Below are 17,272 nucleotides of genomic sequence, written 5' to 3' on the forward strand. Positions count from 1 at the left end.
AGGGATCATAATTACATCCACCATTTCTGTCCATCTGAACTTATATCATGGAAGGGGTCAAACACAATGTCTATGAATGGTCAAGGAATAAGAGGTTTGTTGGGAAGAGAGATTAAGATTAACCGGGGAGGACCTGATTCAATACAAGGTACACTTACGGACGTACGCATGGACTACATGGCAATGAACTGCAAAGAAGGGATTGTCTACGTTAATGAATCACATGTCAAAAGCATAACAGATACAGGCCGTTCCGGTGGTAACCGAAATGCAACCATGGGGAACCCTATTCCTTCCAACACGTTTTTGGGCGTTATGCAAGCACTCCGCTTCCGCCGTGTTCAGATTAACCGGGGAGGACCTGAAAAAGTGGAAGGCATCCTGGCCGATGCCAACCAGAACCAATTGATCATGACTTTGAAAAATCAGGAGATTGTTCGTATTCCGATGCAACATGTGAAATCTGTATCCCTCGTACGTGGTGGTGGGAACAACAACAACAGCAACAGCAGTAATAATAAAAGTCAAGGAAACCAAGCAGCCCAAGGTAATCAGGCGGCTCAAGGCAACAAGTCGCGTGGCAATCGTTCTCAAGGGAACCAAGCAGCTCAAGGCAACCAAGCTCAGGGGAATAAGTCCGGCGGCAACAAGTCGCGGAGCAGTCAAGGCAATCGTTCTCAGGGGCAACGAGTTCAAGGCAACCAATCCCAAGGCAATAAATCAGGTGGCAACAAGTCGCGAGGCAATCAAGGTTGCCAAGGTTGCCAAGGCAATCAATCCCGTGGTAACAAATCCGGCGGTAAAAAGAAGTAAATAAAATAAACTGACAACTTAAGTTATCTACCAGCTTAAAGGGGGGAATTATCATGTTGATCTTCGTCGCATTAGTCTTGATTGGTGTGCCTTTTTACTGGATCGTTACACCCGGAAGGCCCACTCCATCCCATGAACATCTGCTTCAGGCTTCGTCAGGACTTCTCCCCCTGGGAGGTGAATCACAGTAAATGCCTGACTACCAGTTGTGGTTAACCTTCGGGGTCTTTATCATCACTGTCATTTTCCTGATGTGGCGTCCTGGCGGATTGAATGAATCTATACCCACCTCGCTTGGCGCCCTTCTTCTTATTTTAACTGGAGTGAGCAGCTATGCTCACATAGTTGGAATCTTCGGGATCGTATCTGGTGCAGCCGTAACAATCCTCTCTACCATTGTCATGTCGATTATTCTAGATAGCATCGGTTTTTTTCGCTGGATCGCTTTGAATATGATTGAGAAAGCAAGAGGTTCCGGCTTTCGATTGTTCTGGCTAATTCTATTACTTTGTTTTCTCATGACCATCTTCTTCAACAATGATGGCAGTATTCTGATCACAACTCCGATCATTATTCGAATCTGTTCTATCCTTCGTCTGAAAATGCATCAACAGTTACCCTACCTGATCTCCGGTGCTCTAATCGCCACGGCTTCCAGTGCGCCAATTGGACTTAGTAATCTGGCTAATCTGATTGCTTTGCAAATGGTTGGCTTAAATCTGAATACTTATACTCAGATGATGTTTGTGCCATCCATGCTTGCGATCATGGTGATGACTGTACTACTGTTCTATTATTTTCGTAGAAGTATTCCCAAAGTTATTCATCATTTCCCTGTATCCCTGCAGTCTTCATCAGGTTCAGGATATCATCCGCTGCAGACAACTGAATCCGAGAATAAAGTAGACTGGTGGCTGTTCCGTGTCTGTATTGGTATCGTTGTATTTATCCGTGCAGGATATTTTCTAGCTGAGCAAGTCGGTATACGTATGGAGGTAGTTGCAATCACTGGTGTTATTCTCATGCTCGCTGTGCGTTGGTATCGCACCCGGACTGGACTCAAAGATGTGATAACACAAACGCCCTGGCACATTCTACTCTTTGCCTTCAGCATTTATGTTATTGTGGATAGTCTTCACCGAGCAGGCATGACCGCATCGATCATTCAGTGGATGAAACCTATAATAGAAGGAGGAAATGCCAGCATCATTGCTGTGTCGGGGTTAATGCTCACTCTGCTTTCCAATCTATTCAACAATTTGCCCTCCGTCATGATTGGGACCTTTGCTGTTACAGATCTTCCACTAAGTGAATCTCAACTGCATCTTGCGTATCTTGCCAACATTCTGGGAAGTGATATCGGAGCCTTGCTGACGCCTATTGGCACCTTGGCAACGTTAATTTGGATGTATATATTAAAGACCCATCATATTCGAATCTCCTGGAAACAGTATATGAAAGTTACCTTTATTGTGATACCAATAAGTCTAATTGTTAGCCTAATTTCACTATATATTTGGACATCTATTCTCTATTGAGAGGAGGAATACTGTGGAACTTCTTACTCATTGGCTGGGTAAATCCGTCGAATTGGAGCTGTCTGGCTGTAAACTACCGATCCAGGGTGAAATCGTTGATGTAGGTCAGGATCTGATTGTAGTCTATGGAAATCAGCGATTTGTGTATATTCCACTTCATCATGTTCAATCCATGCATGTCAATACGGCAGATGATTCAAGTATAGTTTTGCCAACACCTGACCCCGAGATGGATCACACCAACATCTCTTACCGCAAAATGCTGATGAACGCCCGTGGACGTTTCAGTGAAATCTCCATCGGAGGGAAAACATTGCATGGTTATATTACAAATATTATGAATGACTACTTTATGTTCTACTCTCCGTTATATCATTCTATCTATGTTTCCATTAATCATCTGAAATATATTATTCCTTCCCCTACTAACAGCACACCTTATTCTCTTAGTAAGCAACATTTCCCTATGCAACCTTCGTCCATGTCACTCTCCCGTACACTCGATCAGCAACTTCATAAAATGATAGGTGAACTTGTTGTACTCAACCTCGGTTGCAAACCTTACCGAGCAGGGTTATTGAAAAATGCAGACAGCCACTTGCTTGCGTTGGTAGAAGCGGATGGGACTTCTTTAATTATGCATACCGATCATATCCAAACCATTCATCTCCCTTGAATATCAGAAGAACAAAAAGGTCCATCTGCCTATGGCTGATGAACCTTTTTTTCACCTTTACATCCTACCATCTTCTGCGTCCACGATCACCCCTATTATGATCATTCAACTCACCAAGACGATCGTATGTCTCCTTATATATCCGAATCACGGCCTGAACTTTGATAAAATCAGCATCTTCCGGTCCAAGTCCCTCCATAAACATTCTCTGAATAATCTGTTGGAAGAATTGCACTCTGGCCTCAATCTGTTCTTGCTCAAGCTGTAATATGTCTTCGAAACTGTGGTTCCCTATGTAATCCATCAACTCATCATCAGGACTGGAATAATCTGCGTTTCTTCGATCTGCAACCCATTCATCCGGCTCATTGGACTGGAGGTTAACACTGGTGCGTAATTGGGATAAGATGATTTTCTCTTTAGCCAACATGACATGAAAATCTTTGTTACGGAGCAGCTCCGATACAATCAGACTGCACATTTCACGGTTTTGGATCAGTATGCCGTCAAATGGATGCAGCGTCCACTCCCCGTTTGCATAATACAGGTTAAAGTTAAAGAACTCACTGCCATATTTGTATTGAATATTAATCTTGGTCTCATCAATAATCTCGAATGAAAAGTCCAGCATGTTCAGCAAGCTCCTTTGTACAACCCCAGATTTTACCTTCATTCTATCAAATAAATGAAACAAAGAGACGCACTCGGCGTCCCTCGTTGAAAATAAAACCATGTAGCAATCTCGATACGACATGCAGCGAGTCCTACCCTAATCCAGGAAAGATCCTAATGCACTGGAATCCGGTTTGTTTTTCTCCGGAATGGCAGCAGCCTTCGGCCCTTCCAGACCCAGTCGATCGCTCATTTTGGCGTTAAGTGTTGTCATCTTGTTGGTATAGTCATTACAGCTCTCGATGATCCGGCGATTAGACTGCTCGGACAGATCCAGCGCAGACATCAGATCACCCATCGCCTGATTGACTGCTTCAAGGGACATGGCCGGTTTGGACAACAGTTCATTTGTTTTCTCAGTCGTTGTCTTCAACAATCTGGCGTTTTCCTTGAATTGATCTTCAATCGTCTTATTCGTAGCTTCCACAGCAGAAATGACCTTCTCCTGATCATTAAGTGCCATTGCAATCATAGCCGAAACGGTGATCAGATTCGCTGTTTTATCAATGGCGTTATTCACTGAATCAATCAGCTTGTCATTGTTATCATTAATGATGTCCGTAGCTGCGATCGCCTGATTGTACAGCATGATCATCTCTGTCATGGATTGGGTACGTGTTACCACTTTGCGCAACCCACGCTCCAGATGTGCTTTACGATTCTCGTTCTCAGGCTTGGCGATCTCGGTTTCGAACAATGCTTTCAATTGATTACCAAAAGAGATTTTGGTCTGCAAATTGTAGATCTCCTGAATGGAAGAACGTTTCAATTGACGCATGTTCACGATGCTTTCTTCCAGGTTGTCCTTGCCGTCCCGCAACCCGTTAATGATCGCATCAATGTTCGTGCGAACAGATTGATAACGGTATACGTAGTTTTTCAGCGGGCTTTTACGTAACAACTTCCCGACAAAACTCACATTTTTACTCTGCTGCAAACTCTCACATTCATCACGGAGCTTCAGGATCATGTTGGATACCTCTGCCCGATTCCCGGACATCAGTTCATTGACTGGACGATCAAGCAACTTGAGAGTCTGCCCTGCTCTCTCTTGTGTTTTCACGCCCAACTTGCCGATATCATCCATTAAGGTATCCAGGTGAGCCGGATCACTTTGGGACACTTTCTGAATAAGCTGTGTTGCTTCCTGGTTAATCCGTTGCTCATCTTCCTGCTTCAACTGAGCCCATTCCGTTGCCATGCCAATCCCTCCTATAATTCAGAGCTGTTATACCGTTGATGTATTAGTTCCGCTTTGTTCTGGAGCTCCATTAAGTCTTTATGTTCAATCGTTGATACAATATCCGATATCTTGGAATCCACGTCTCGAAGACCATTCAGCAGCATACGCCGATTATTGCGTTTGGCTTCTCCACTTAAACGTAAAAATGGATTAATAAAACCGTTCAGGTCTTTCAAAATCAGTCTGCGCACCGTATGGTTTATATCCCCGTTGTTCAGCTCCTGAAGGGAAGGAATCACACGCTGCAAACGGGCAAACAACGCCAATGATTTCTCCACGATCTCATTATCCAGCTCGTTCTTCTGACCTTCGGAGATGATCATATCCTCCAGAACTTCCAGGTATTCAATCACCGGATCAAATACAGGATCTGGTTCAGTCCGGGAAGGCTTCGCTTGTTCTGTGCCCGCATGTTGTGCGGAAGTGGAGCTCGGTTGGGGCTCTGCCAGAGAAGCTTCTCGTGCCCCTGTTGGCACTGTGCTCGGTGCTTGTCCACCATTCAAGCGGGATGATTCATTTCCGATATCTGTTATGGGTACAGGGGCTGATGACGAACCCTGGACCTGTGTACGTGGCGTGGAACGTGAAGGAATCAATCCTCCGACCACAGTTGCCAGTGCCGGAATTGCCCACGTGATGACATCCGGTAGAAAGGGACTCGAGATCGCCGCGAGACCATAACCGACCAATGCGCCTATACCTATCTTCGTTTTCCGTAACATTACTTGTCCTCCTGCCTTAACAACACATATCCGTATTGTAAAAAAACCATCCAGAAGGTGTCAATGTTGAGGGAAATTCTCAGCTAGACGTGGTGTACTCCGCTTACCTTCTGAACGTCGATTATAAATGGTTGTTCGATATGACTACCCAATATGCCAAACTTCGGATGTAGTGGTCCAATATCATGGCCAAGTGCAGACTTGACCGCCAGATACGGGAAGTTCACGCCCGACAGACAAGACATGTGCAACCCACCAGACATACGCGGATTAATCTCCAGTAGCTTCGGTGTATCCTTGCGATATTTCATCTGTATATTAAAATTATAAGGAATCTGATATACTTCTGCCACATTGCGGGCAATCGCCAGCAATTCCTCGTTTTCTTCGAGCAAGCGTAAACGTCCTCTTTCTTTTCTACGCGGAATAGCCGTTAATAGTTTCCCATTGCGATCCGAAAGACAATCAATGCTGTATTCATATCCTTCCAGTACCTCCATCACCATGACATTTTGAAAGGACGGAGCAGAAGAGAACGCACGCAGGGCATCTTCATACGAAATGGAGTTAAGCGCGTATCCGAACAACTCCTGCAACGGATCACGTTCATTATTAATCACTCGGAATCCCATACCACCCTCACCATTACATGGTTTGAAGCATACATCGTGTCCACGTGCACGTAGCGCCTCATAGGCTTGCTGGAATTGTGCAGCATTACTGACCGTGAAATAATCCGGAATCTCCATAATGCCCTTCTCACGCACCGATTCATAGAACCGGTCTTTCTCCATCAATTGTTCCAGCAATTCCGTGTCCGAGCATACGATAACCCGTGTACCGATCTCTTCGAACAGGGAGATATGTCTGCTGATGTCCAGCATGTTCCAGCGTGGAATAAACACATCAATCTGATGACGACGGCAAAAGTCGAGGCAAAAATCAACATACTCCCGGCCCGTTAGACGCGGTTCAACTTCTGCAACATCACAGCCCTGTAATGCCATATGTCCAGGATCAGGATGAGTACCGTAGATCTCAAATTCCATACCGTCCTCATTGTCCCGAATCGCATTCATATAATGATACGTTACAGAGAACCAACGGTTGAAGTAAATCTTCATTTTTTTCATTTATACGGTCTCCCTTATCTCGGCATGGTCTATCTGGGTCTGTTGATCGTTATGAATACGGTGAACGTAATCGAGAATCTCATCTGCTGCAAAAGCACCGAATTGTTCCGTAAATTGATACGGTATCTGCTCAGGTACACGCTGTCTCTCCACATGTAACTCTCCGTGAGACGGAGCAATGGCGTAGTGCGCAAAGTCCAGCAAACAACGATCCAGCAAGGAATCACCCGAAGCAATCACAGGCACATCGCCAATGCGTTGCCTAATATGCTCCACTGCAGCTCGTTTGTTCACGGCCGAAGGCACCAGATAGAGCTTCCGCCCCTGAATCGAACTCTCCCATCCCAGCGTCTCTAACACCCGAATCTTTTCCGCAATATGCTCCATTGGAAGCTTGTCACGTTCGATTAGCAATGCAAAGAACAGCTCATCACACAATCGCTGATTAATTACCCACTCCGGGCTCAGCACATCGTCAAATAAATTCAGGATCTCTTCGGGAGTAGCTGCCTGCTGACGAAGCAAAGAACGCATATGCAGATTCCATTCATCGTCTACCTGACCGTCAACAATGATGTTGCCACCATTACTCGTCACCGCATATTTCGGAATACATTCGCTCTGAAAAATATGAATGCGCCGGTACTGCTCCACGGTACGTGTCGTCACCGGCATAAATACAATGTCTTGTGGCAAAGACTGCAACCGCTCCAGTGCATATGCTGACATAAAAGCGGACAACTTGCCGTTAATCCACTCTGCGGGAACAAGTCCCGGTGTATCTTCGGGAATACGGAGCGCACGACGGGAGTACACCAGCGTCTGGTCCAGATCACTTGCGTAGATCATCATTCTCCGCCACCTCCCAGGGATTGAATAATGCCGCAACAGGAATAAGTTAATCCCGGATATACCTCAACCGGCACATTTCTGTCTCTGGCGAGCATCATGATATGTTGCAAATCCGGATTATCCAGACGATCCACAAGAATCTTCCAGGGGACCCGTCGCAATAACACTCGGGTTGTTTCTCCGATTCCAGGTTTGATTAGATTGATGTTCGCAATGCCAAAGGATTGCTGGATGGACTCGATATCCTGCCAGCCTTTCCAGGTGATTTCCGAAGTACCAGTAGCATTGTCCTCCGTTTGAATCTCCGCCAGATCCATCATTTGCGGAAAATGCTGAGCGATAGTATCCACGTATTGGGTCGACACATCGTCAGAGGACCATTCACGATACCATTTGGCCCCGTGAAAATCTGCCGGTCCAATCAGATCATCGCGAAGTACTGTACGGCTCACCAGTCCCGATACCGTGGAATTCAGACAAGCACTAGGAATAAGATAATCTTCCCTTGTCCCAAAGGTGCCTGAGCATTGCCCCGGATCGGCCAACACGGCAAGATCATCATCGAGACTTATGCCATAAGTCCGTTCCATTTGGTCACAGGATTCTTTCAGCACTTTGCGAATAGCCCCTTTTCCTGTCCAACCATCTACAAACTGAATGGCTGGTTCCAGACCATGTTGCTGTAAAATATATAAAATTGCGTTCTCGTCCATACCCTTGCCACGAATAATTGAAATGCTATAATGCGGAATCGTCACCTTGTATTTCAATTCAATATAACGTTTGATCAGGATGCCCACAGGTGTTCCGGCTCGAGCCAGAGATACCAGCACCAGATTCAGTCCCCTGCGCTCTACAATCTTCTCAGCCACAATGGCGGTATGACGTGCGATTCTTGCAGCGGATTGTTCCAGCGTCTGATGGAACAGCTCGATGTATTCTGCTGTGGGCTGATATTCCACGGGCAACATCTCCGAATAATGAACCCCGGATTGGATCGCCTGCTCCCGTTCACCCGTTCCCTTTTCCAGATCAACATGGCTGATATCCTTCAGTAGGAAAACAACGTCCGATGCAGCATAACTGCCCATCGGTTCGGGAGACGGAATCTCACGTTGTCTGATTAGCTCCAGTGTAGTTAAGTTCATTGCTCGTTGTCCCCTGTCTTCTCTGGCAAGCCGCAATATACGATATGAATGTATCCGCATCCCAACTGCCCCAGTACCTTCAACATCGGTTCCATTCGTTCTTGGGACATCTGTCTCTCCAGCAGAACAAAAATCTCATCATATTGTCCCGGAGCGATGTTATAGATAAAGTTACGAACAGATGCGTCTTCCGGTGAGGCATATCCGGCACCACTACGAACAGCATATCCTGGAGCCGGATGTGTATGGATTGGACTGCGGGTAGTGGATTGATACAACACGCCTTCTCCCATCTCGGCAGCAATACGCATCGGAATGTACATGAACTCCCCTGTTCCCATCACCAAAGTCCGTTCTCCCGTACGCTGCGTCCGAAGCCGTTCTGCAATCCGACTAATCTCCTGGCGCAATTCGCCATTATGCCGGGATTGCATACCAAACCTGCCCGTATGCTGGACATAGCTCGCTGTGCTACGTTTACCTTCACCATCCTCCGAAGTGGCATGAAGCTGATCGAAGGCATCGGCAACGGTAGTGGTCTGAAGCGTTACGGCAGGATGGGATAGCTGCTCATCTTGCAGTGTTGGTTCCAACTGTGGAGTACCCACCACTTCAATACGGCCCTTCAACAGGCTTAACGGTGTAATAGTAATTCCAAGTTCAGCTTCCAGTTCGGCAAATCGATTCTCGTCCGCTTCCGTACGCCAGTCTAACAGCGAAGCAATCACATATTGCTTCCTAGGATATCTGGCCTGAATATCCCGAATGATATTCAACGTCGTTTTGCCCGTCGTAATCTCGTCGTCCACCAGAACAATCGGGCCCTCTCCTGCAAAGGCTTCATGATCCAACGCATAACAACGATGAGCCATCGCATGGGAATGTTCTTCTTCAAATTGAATATCTGGATGCATCGCTGGAACATATTCGCGAGTGGTGTGAATATAGGAAGCTTGATCAGCAAACATCTCGTACATGCTGTGACCCAGCGCTGTCGCTGTCTCGGCAAAACCAACAAAACGAATCGTTTCCGGTAAACTCAAGCTTTCTTGCAACAGCATGTTGTACACTTGCCGGGCTTGTTGGGGATCAATCAGTCCCTCGACCATTCCCCGTTTCCACTCGGTGATCTGATCTTTGATCTCTTCCGTCTCCTCAGTCAGGTGCTCATATAACAGAACAGCCAATGCCGCGCCACTCAGAAGCGAGGTATACGGGTTAACCGGGATGTGCTTGCCTAGCAGTTTGCTTACAAACAGAAATGAACGTTTCTTATTGATGCGTGCAGCCATGGAAAATAGAGATTCTAGTGGAAGTTGCAGCGGGTTATGTGTAACCTGAACGTTCAGACTGAATTGATCAAGAATTGGGAACGTAGTTATGTTGTTGTTCGTGCTTGGGCAAGAGCCCGACAAAATGCTGCTGTTCATGTAACACCCCATATATTTGTGATCGGATTAGAATTCGATTCGCCCAGCTCAAGTGTGGTTTAATCTCATTCATTTTGTTATAGTAATTACTTTTGAACACACCCAGGCTACCGTCATTACGGGCGATGATGTCTTGGGCATCGGAATATTCCTCATGTGTAACAACGTACATCGCTTGTACGGGCTTAATATGAGAAGGATGAATGATCGTTTTGCCTACAATTCCATTTTCCTTGTCCATCATGACTTCACGCATCAATCCATCCATTGTGTTCGTAATATATTTCATTCTCAGATGCAGCCCTGATTTGCCCAGGGTTTCTTCGAATGGAGTCTGTCGTAATTGAGGTTTGAACACGCGCTCCCGCTGACTGAAATATTCCCAGACAGGACCTGAGATCACATACGGCTTGTCCATTCGTCCAAACAGATTGATAATATCCGAGATGCAGTCACGGATCGTGGCGATATCGTATATGGTCAATTCCGGACTTCGGCGTAGTCCAAACAGGCTGGAGAAATCGGTCGCACCAATGCGTACATTGAGCACATATTCAACATTTTCATCGAGGATGTTACGAAGGCCCAGTAAGGTCTCCCAACGTGTCTCCCGATATATAATTGAAGCCGTTTCCAATATAGGCATTCCATAGAGAACAGGATAATGTTCCGGTTTCCGTTGATTATACTTGCGGATCTGGTCAAAATAGGCTCTTCCATTCCCCACGCAAAACTTGGGTAAAGCCACGCCTGTCAGCATGGACACCAGTTCTCCCAACGTATCAATGAGACGTTCCAACTGTTGTGGTGAACGTACACGAGCAAACAGAAGAGGCATTTGATCCTGACTCAGCATGCCTGTCTCCATATAAGTCATCAGTTGAGTTAGATGCTGTACCAGACACTGCTCGGCAAACTCTACTTGGTCGTCACCCACAGCGTCCTCCAGATCAATAATAATGGTCGTCAGACCTTCATGTTTACCATTCATAATGTCGTCCGCGATATGTGTGCGCGTCGCGGGCATATATAGAGCAGCCCCAACAGCATATGCCAGTAGATCTTTGGAAGTCCGGTGATTGAACGAGACGGGTGAAGAGAAAAATAAAGTATCTTCTTCTTCCAGACTCAAAAAGTTAAAATATTTCAGGGTTGTCTCCTCCTCGCACCTTTGGCAATAGCCAATCTGCAATAGTTGATTCCAGCTGTCGGGGCATAAAAACCAATCCCTCCTTAGTCTGGAGGGATTGATGGTCTATTATCGAGGATAACGTTGGTCAACAGTATCCTTGCAATGGCGCTGACCGATACAGCGTTTATATATTGATTAAATTCAAATGATTACTTTCTTCCCGCAACCCACTGCATTCCCCAATCATGAGCCTCGTCCAACGCCTGATGCCCATTATAGAACTGCACGATTCGTTCAATACTGAATGTCTCATTGTTCACATTGCGTAACATCGCGATGCCACACATGCCAAGCGGGCTCCCGTATTCATTCATTCGGACAATGATATCGGGACCGTCCTTCTGCTGAATGGTTACCACACCGTCTACTTGAGACCAGTTGGCCACACCACCATAAATATAGGTGAATACCAAGATGCGCTCAATTTCCGAGATACGGGCACCATTAATCCGCAGATTCTCTCCCGTCTTAACCGATCCCGTCCGGTCATCCCCATCCAGTGCAATATAAGGGAAACGATTCAGTGAACCAAACGTCTGTCCCAATGCCTGAATCACATCTCGTGTACCATCCTTCATCTCGAACAGGCAGCCCAAGTCCAGATCCACACTCTTGCTGCGACCAAATAACCCTTTGCTACCCTGTTGATTCCAGTTCAGGTTAATCAGGATTTCACCAAGTCCCCCCGCATTTTTCTTGAGGTTAATGGTGTCGCCCTTCTTCTTCAATTCAATTTTGCTGAAATTGATCGAATTCACAGGAGCAGGCGTCGGTTCTGGTGCGGGCGCCGGTGGTCGTGGAGTCGGTACAGCTGTCGGAGGAACGGTTGAAGTCGTTGGTGCAGGGTCCGATCCACCATCCACATCCACACCAAAGTTAGCGCAGAGTGCATTCAAACCACCTGCAAAACCTGATCCTATCGCATTGAACTTCCATTCTCCGTTATGGCGATACAATTCACCGATGACAATCGCGGTCTCCACTGTAAAACCGCTTCCCAGATCATATCTCATCACTTCCTGACCTGAAGCTGCATTGGCAAACCGTAGAAAACCATGCTGAACCTGTCCAAAATGATGGCGTCGTGCTTCACCGTCATGAATCGTCAGGCTGAAGGCGATTTTCTCAATTCGGGCAGGGATTTTGCCAAGATCAATGGCGAATTGTTTCTTCTCGCCACCAACCTGTCCACCATCCATGTACGTGATGAACGAGGTAGAGGGTTGATTATAAAAGATAAAATCCTCATCTCCAGCCACTTTATTGTCTGAACCCAGAAGGAATGCTGATGTGTCCAGCTCTACACCCGAGGCTGCCTCCCAACCAATGCCTACCGTTAGACGGGACAAGCCCGGATTGGTTTTGGTCAGATCACTCTTCTGGCCTTTCACGACAGAAATCGCCATAGCAGATTCACCTTTCTATGCCAAGTTATGTTATTGTGCATCCAGCCCGTAATTTTTGCATAAAGCAGATAGTCCACCTGTGAAGCCACTGCCTACCGCCTGGAATTTCCAGTCTGCACCTGCACGGTAAAACTCACAGAACACTACAGCTGTTTCGGTAGAGTAGTCTTCTCCGAGGTCGAAACGAAGCACTTCCCGATCACTTGCAGCATCTACAACACGAACAAAAGCATTGGAGACTTGTCCAAAATTCTGCCCTCGTCCATCTCCATCATAGATGGTTACGGTAATACCGATCCGGTGAATGTGCGCAGGGATTTTGCTGAAGTCAACGACAACTTGCTCATCATCGCCGTCACCCTCACCCGTACGATTGTCACCGGTATGTGTCACTGAACCCGCACCGCCGCTTGGATTGTTGTAAAAAACAAAGTCATCCGTACCTTTGGCTTTTCCATCTTCGTACAACAAAAAAGCCGAGGCGTCCAGGTCAAAGTCGACTCCACCACTATATTTGTTTGTATCCCAACCCAAACCAACCACCACACGGGTAAGGCCCGGATTCGTCTTAGTCAGGTCAATACGTTGTCCTTTGGCAAGACTGATCGTCATTTGTTTTTCCACCTTTCCAAAATATGTGATTAAATGAAAAGGAGAACCGTCCAGGAGACGGTTCTTCCCATCCTGTAAGTCGTACTGTACGTCCTATTGCAAACCGTAGTCGCGTGTCAATCCAACCAATCCATCTTGGTAACCACTACCGATGGCACTGAACTTCCACTCGCCGCTATGACGATACAATTCACCAACAACTACACCTGTTTCGATGGAGAAGTCTTCTCCCAGGTCGAAACGAATCAGTTCTTCGCTGTTTGCTTCGTTGACGATTCGCACATAAGCACGGGAGACTTGTCCGAAGTTCTGGCTACGTTCTGTAGCTTCGTAGATTGTAATGGAGAATGCAATTTTCTCTACATTCGCGGGTACGTTAGGCAGGTCGATATTGATCTGCTCATCATCACCATCGCCATCTCCTGTACGGTTGTCACCGGTGTGAACAACAGAACCATTTTCATTTTGTGGATTGTTGAAGAAGATGAAGTTTTTCTCGCCTTCTACTTTACCGTTTGCATTGGCACAGAATACCGATACATCCAGGTCAAAGTCTTTTCCGCCATCATACTTATTGGTATCCCAGCCCAAGCCTACTGTGATTTTTGTCAAACCTGGGTTCGTTTTAGTCAGATCGATTTTTTGACCTTTAGAGAGATTAATTGCCATCGTATGATCATCCTCGCTTATTTAAGTGTATTGTAGTTATCGTGACATATGAATATCAGGATTATTGTCGATTTAGGTTAAATCTTGTACTTAGGAGTACCTGCGAGCGAGTTCATTGATATGTACCGCATGGGAACCCTCTCCAATTGCCGAGAATTTCCATTCGCCTCCATGACGATACAATTCACCACAGATCAACGCTGTTGAACCTGTGTAGTTTTCGGATAGATTGAACTTCACGAGCTCACTGGAATTTTTACCATCCAGAATACGAATATAAGCCTTCTCAATCATGCCAAAATCTTGCTTGCGATTGACACAGTCGTAGATATTAACAACGATTAATACTTTATGAACATCAGCAGGAATACGGGACAGATCCATTTTGATCTGTTCGTCGTCACCGTCTCCCTGTCCTGTTAGATTGTCACCTGAATGGATAACCGAAAGACATGCACTTTGCTTGTTGTGGAAGCAAACCAGGTTGGAGTCCTTGACCAACTTGCCTTCCTCATTCAACATGATCGCCGATGCATCACAATCGATATCCGCTTGTTTTTTTCTTCCAAAGAAACCTTTGGCAGTTACCGGGTCCCAACCGAGACCAGCAATCACCTCAGTAAGTCCTGCATTGCCTTTGGTTAAATCAATCTTTTGTCCTTTGACCAAATTAATGCTTGCCACTGATTTTCACCTCCCTTCATATGTAAAATAGCTACTTAGAGATTGAATTCACTCGGGTTCAGTCCAAGTACAATGCATATCTCGGCAACGACTCTTTTCTCCTGATCATCAAAGTTGCCGTCAGCTGAACCAATCGCACTGCATACACCCACAATAACGCGTCCTACATCCGGCTTGGCTTTGAATTTCCCAATAGCTTTCAGCGCTTCCTGCTTCCCGATCTCTGGAGAGAACTCAAAGTTCGCGACATAATGATTAAATCGTGTAATCACTTCAGCCATATCAAATACTTTCAATTCCTGACTCAGGTTGATATAACCGGCCATCTTGTTCTTTTCTGCTTCGTCAATGGAACCATCTGCAAAAGCAACCAGTGCACAACCTGCTACCACGGCATCCATAAAATCTTTATTTTTAAACTTTTTGACTTGCTCTTCAAGTCCTTGTTTTGTTGAATTTAACCAGCTTTTAAATGAACTCATACTCAACCTCCAATAGTTTCAACCTGGTGTTCCGTACATTCTTTTCAAGATTTTTCAGTAACTTTCATGTCTACATCATGTTGAATATAAGTTAAATTATTCCTTAACTATACTCTGAAATACGGCAATATTCTACATTAAAAAACAATTAATACCTTATGATACGCATCGTTCTGGATATAGTTTCAAGCGAGATGCGAGAACTTTCTATTCACTTCATTTTTCAGTCAAATATTCCCCTATTTGAAGCCCAAACATAAAAAGGCTCTGATCAGGGGATCAGAGCGCTTATTTCTACCAACACCAAAATTATAAATTTCATGAATGATTTGAATCCGTGAATTTATTCCGATTTTTCAAAATCAGCCTGTTGTTGTTCATAGATTTCATAGAAGTCGTCCCAGACTAGTACATTATCCTTTTCCTTGCTCCACCAGTCTTTGTACCATGCTTCAATCTCCGGACCCCCGCCTTGCTCCCACTTCTGCTGTGCTTCCGTTGCAGCCTGTTCGACTGTATATTTGCTTCCGCCAATGATGGAGCGGGTAAAGATATCGTTGATCGCTGTTGTCACATTAGTCAACTTCACCTGAAGCTCCTTGGGTAGCTGCGGCATATGTTCTGAATGGGTAACACCCTCTCCTACCGGAAGATCCGTCATGTATACCTCACGCGCTTCCTTGAATAGTCGAAGTCCTTCCTTCTGCGACGGAATCTCTTCGCTGAACAGCATTTCTGTGTACCCGCATTTGCCTTCCTCCAGACGGCTGTACAACATGGCGTAATCGCCTGCCCAGCTGATCTCCTGCTTGTATTTCTCCTGATCCGAGATACGCGGACAGCCTTGATCGTTCAGCGTATAATGCGTGTTTTCAAATCCATTTTTGAAGGTTCGGCCTGACTCTATTTTGGTCAGAAAATCGATATATTGCATAACTGCTTCCGGATTTTTGGCTCGTGCATTCACAGCTGCAGTCATCTGAACCGGGTTATTCCACACCATCGTGTGCTGTCCTACGGACGTGGTTGGCAGAGCGATGACCTTTAATTTGGCCTCAGGAACATTCTGCATCAGTGTATCCAGTTCCTTTGCTGCAAACCCGGTATAATCCGAAGTCATGGCCGCGTACATACCGATTTTGCCATTCAGGAAATCCTGCTTCGCCTTAGCCCCGTCCTTGTCGGTCAATAAGTCCTTATCGACCACACCTGCTTCATATAATGCACGTTTGAATGCCGTGGCTTCTTTCATGTTGTTGGGACCAACCACCATCTCCCCGTCCTCCACATTCACCCAGTTGGCGTTGTACATATAGCGAAACAGACCCGCTGTATCGCCGAACTGAAATCCACCGATGCCATATGTATCCTTAGCTCCGTTTCCATCGGGATCATTCTCCGTGAAGGCCTTGGCTACCGCCAACATCTCTTCCTCATTGGTCGGTACCTCCAGATTCAACTTTTCCAGCCAATCTTCCCGAATGAAAAAGCTCGTTAGTGGAAACACCTCGTTCATACGTCCCACTTCATAGAGCTTACCATCGCTTTTGATGCCAGCCTTCTTGAGCTGGGGATATTTCTCCATCAAGGCTTTGTATTCCACACTCGAGTTCTCGATCAACTCATCCAGCGGCATCAGCTGTTTCTGATTAAACAGTGTGTTACGGATCGGCGTACCGAATTCAAAAATAATATCTGGTGCACTGCCAGAAGCGAATAATACGTTAAGTTTCGACTGAGATTCCCAGCGGGGAACTGCTGTATATTTTACATTTGCCGGGCCATTCTCGTTAATCCACTTGGACCACATATTATCTTCGATCGTACCCATGCCGCTTGGGACCGCACCCCGATCATAGATCGTTGACGTGATGTTCCCCCTGTTGCCTTCGCCTTCCGTCTGTTCGCTGCCGTTACCTCCTGTACATCCCGCCAGCAAACCACCGATCAAGCCCAGAACGAGACCCGACTTCATCCATGCCTTCATCGTTAACGCCATA

The 17,272-nt window shown here is 46.0% G+C and carries 18 protein-coding genes; 4 read left to right on the forward strand and 14 right to left on the reverse strand.

Annotated features, from left to right (window positions below; genetic code table 11):
• Positions 1-66 precede the first annotated feature (66 nt).
• Genes MHB71_RS19895 through MHB71_RS19910 form a run of 4 tightly spaced genes read left to right on the forward strand, consistent with a single transcriptional unit; the run spans position 67 to position 3,027 of the window.
• Entirely contained in the window at positions 67-813 is a 747-nt protein-coding gene (locus MHB71_RS19895; RefSeq protein ID WP_340027372.1) for a hypothetical protein, read from the forward strand.
• 53 nt (positions 814-866) lie between these two features.
• Positions 867-1,004 (forward strand): hypothetical protein, encoded by a 138-nt coding sequence (locus MHB71_RS19900; RefSeq protein WP_155985018.1) that lies wholly within the window; start codon positions 867-869, stop codon positions 1,002-1,004.
• Positions 1,005-2,351, forward strand: coding sequence for an arsenic transporter (locus MHB71_RS19905; RefSeq protein ID WP_036606287.1), 1,347 nt, complete (start codon positions 1,005-1,007; stop codon positions 2,349-2,351).
• Positions 2,352-2,364: 13 nt separating this feature from the next.
• Entirely contained in the window at positions 2,365-3,027 is a 663-nt protein-coding gene (locus MHB71_RS19910; protein ID WP_340027373.1) for a DUF2642 domain-containing protein, read from the forward strand.
• Positions 3,028-3,091: 64 nt separating this feature from the next.
• Here the strand turns inward: MHB71_RS19910 and MHB71_RS19915 are convergent, their stop codons facing one another.
• The 14 genes from MHB71_RS19915 to MHB71_RS19980 form a co-directional block, all read right to left on the reverse strand.
• The gene (locus MHB71_RS19915) at positions 3,092-3,658 is read right to left on the reverse strand and encodes a hypothetical protein (protein WP_036606283.1); all 567 of its coding nucleotides are present in this window, start codon (positions 3,656-3,658) and stop codon (positions 3,092-3,094) included.
• Positions 3,659-3,796: 138 nt separating this feature from the next.
• Positions 3,797-4,900: a toxic anion resistance protein gene (locus MHB71_RS19920; protein ID WP_036606281.1), complete on the reverse strand. Its 1,104-nt coding sequence runs from the start codon at positions 4,898-4,900 to the stop codon at positions 3,797-3,799.
• Positions 4,901-4,911: 11 nt separating this feature from the next.
• Entirely contained in the window at positions 4,912-5,664 is a 753-nt protein-coding gene (locus MHB71_RS19925; protein WP_340027375.1) for a hypothetical protein, read from the reverse strand.
• 83 nt (positions 5,665-5,747) lie between these two features.
• A complete protein-coding gene (locus tag MHB71_RS19930; RefSeq protein ID WP_339197437.1) occupies positions 5,748-6,797 on the reverse strand; it encodes an ATP-grasp domain-containing protein in 1,050 nt (349 codons plus the stop codon).
• Positions 6,798-7,646, reverse strand: a complete 849-nt coding sequence (locus MHB71_RS19935) for a hydrolase (RefSeq protein WP_340030206.1) — start codon at positions 7,644-7,646, stop codon at positions 6,798-6,800.
• Positions 7,646-8,797 carry a cysteine protease StiP family protein gene (locus MHB71_RS19940; protein ID WP_340027376.1) on the reverse strand — a complete coding sequence of 384 codons (1,152 nt, stop codon included), beginning with the start codon at positions 8,795-8,797 and terminating at the stop codon, positions 7,646-7,648. Before MHB71_RS19940 ends, MHB71_RS19935 begins: the two co-directional genes overlap by 1 nt.
• Positions 8,794-10,227, reverse strand: coding sequence for a phosphoribosyltransferase family protein (locus MHB71_RS19945; RefSeq protein ID WP_340027377.1), 1,434 nt, complete (start codon positions 10,225-10,227; stop codon positions 8,794-8,796). The genes MHB71_RS19940 and MHB71_RS19945 overlap by 4 nt, the downstream gene beginning before the upstream one ends.
• Positions 10,157-11,377 carry an HpcH/HpaI aldolase/citrate lyase family protein gene (locus MHB71_RS19950; protein ID WP_082219178.1) on the reverse strand — a complete coding sequence of 407 codons (1,221 nt, stop codon included), beginning with the start codon at positions 11,375-11,377 and terminating at the stop codon, positions 10,157-10,159. Before MHB71_RS19950 ends, MHB71_RS19945 begins: the two co-directional genes overlap by 71 nt.
• A gap of 191 nt (positions 11,378-11,568) precedes the next feature.
• The gene (locus MHB71_RS19955; protein WP_340027378.1) at positions 11,569-12,825 is read right to left on the reverse strand and encodes a TerD family protein; all 1,257 of its coding nucleotides are present in this window, start codon (positions 12,823-12,825) and stop codon (positions 11,569-11,571) included.
• A 30-nt stretch (positions 12,826-12,855) separates the two neighbouring features.
• Entirely contained in the window at positions 12,856-13,437 is a 582-nt protein-coding gene (locus MHB71_RS19960) for a TerD family protein (RefSeq protein WP_036606267.1), read from the reverse strand.
• A gap of 93 nt (positions 13,438-13,530) precedes the next feature.
• Positions 13,531-14,106 (reverse strand): TerD family protein, encoded by a 576-nt coding sequence (locus MHB71_RS19965; RefSeq protein WP_036606264.1) that lies wholly within the window; start codon positions 14,104-14,106, stop codon positions 13,531-13,533.
• A 90-nt stretch (positions 14,107-14,196) separates the two neighbouring features.
• A complete protein-coding gene (locus tag MHB71_RS19970) occupies positions 14,197-14,790 on the reverse strand; it encodes a TerD family protein (protein ID WP_340027380.1) in 594 nt (197 codons plus the stop codon).
• A gap of 35 nt (positions 14,791-14,825) precedes the next feature.
• On the reverse strand, positions 14,826-15,272 hold the full coding sequence (locus MHB71_RS19975) for a tellurite resistance TerB family protein (RefSeq protein WP_036606259.1): 447 nt from the start codon (positions 15,270-15,272) through the stop codon (positions 14,826-14,828).
• Between the two features lie 343 nt (positions 15,273-15,615).
• Positions 15,616-17,271, reverse strand: a complete 1,656-nt coding sequence (locus MHB71_RS19980) for an extracellular solute-binding protein (RefSeq protein ID WP_340027381.1) — start codon at positions 17,269-17,271, stop codon at positions 15,616-15,618.
• Position 17,272: the final 1 nt, after the last annotated feature.

The sequence above is a fragment of the Paenibacillus sp. FSL H7-0940 genome (genome assembly GCF_037979415.1).
Classification (GTDB): Bacteria; Bacillota; Bacilli; order Paenibacillales; family Paenibacillaceae; genus Paenibacillus; species Paenibacillus amylolyticus.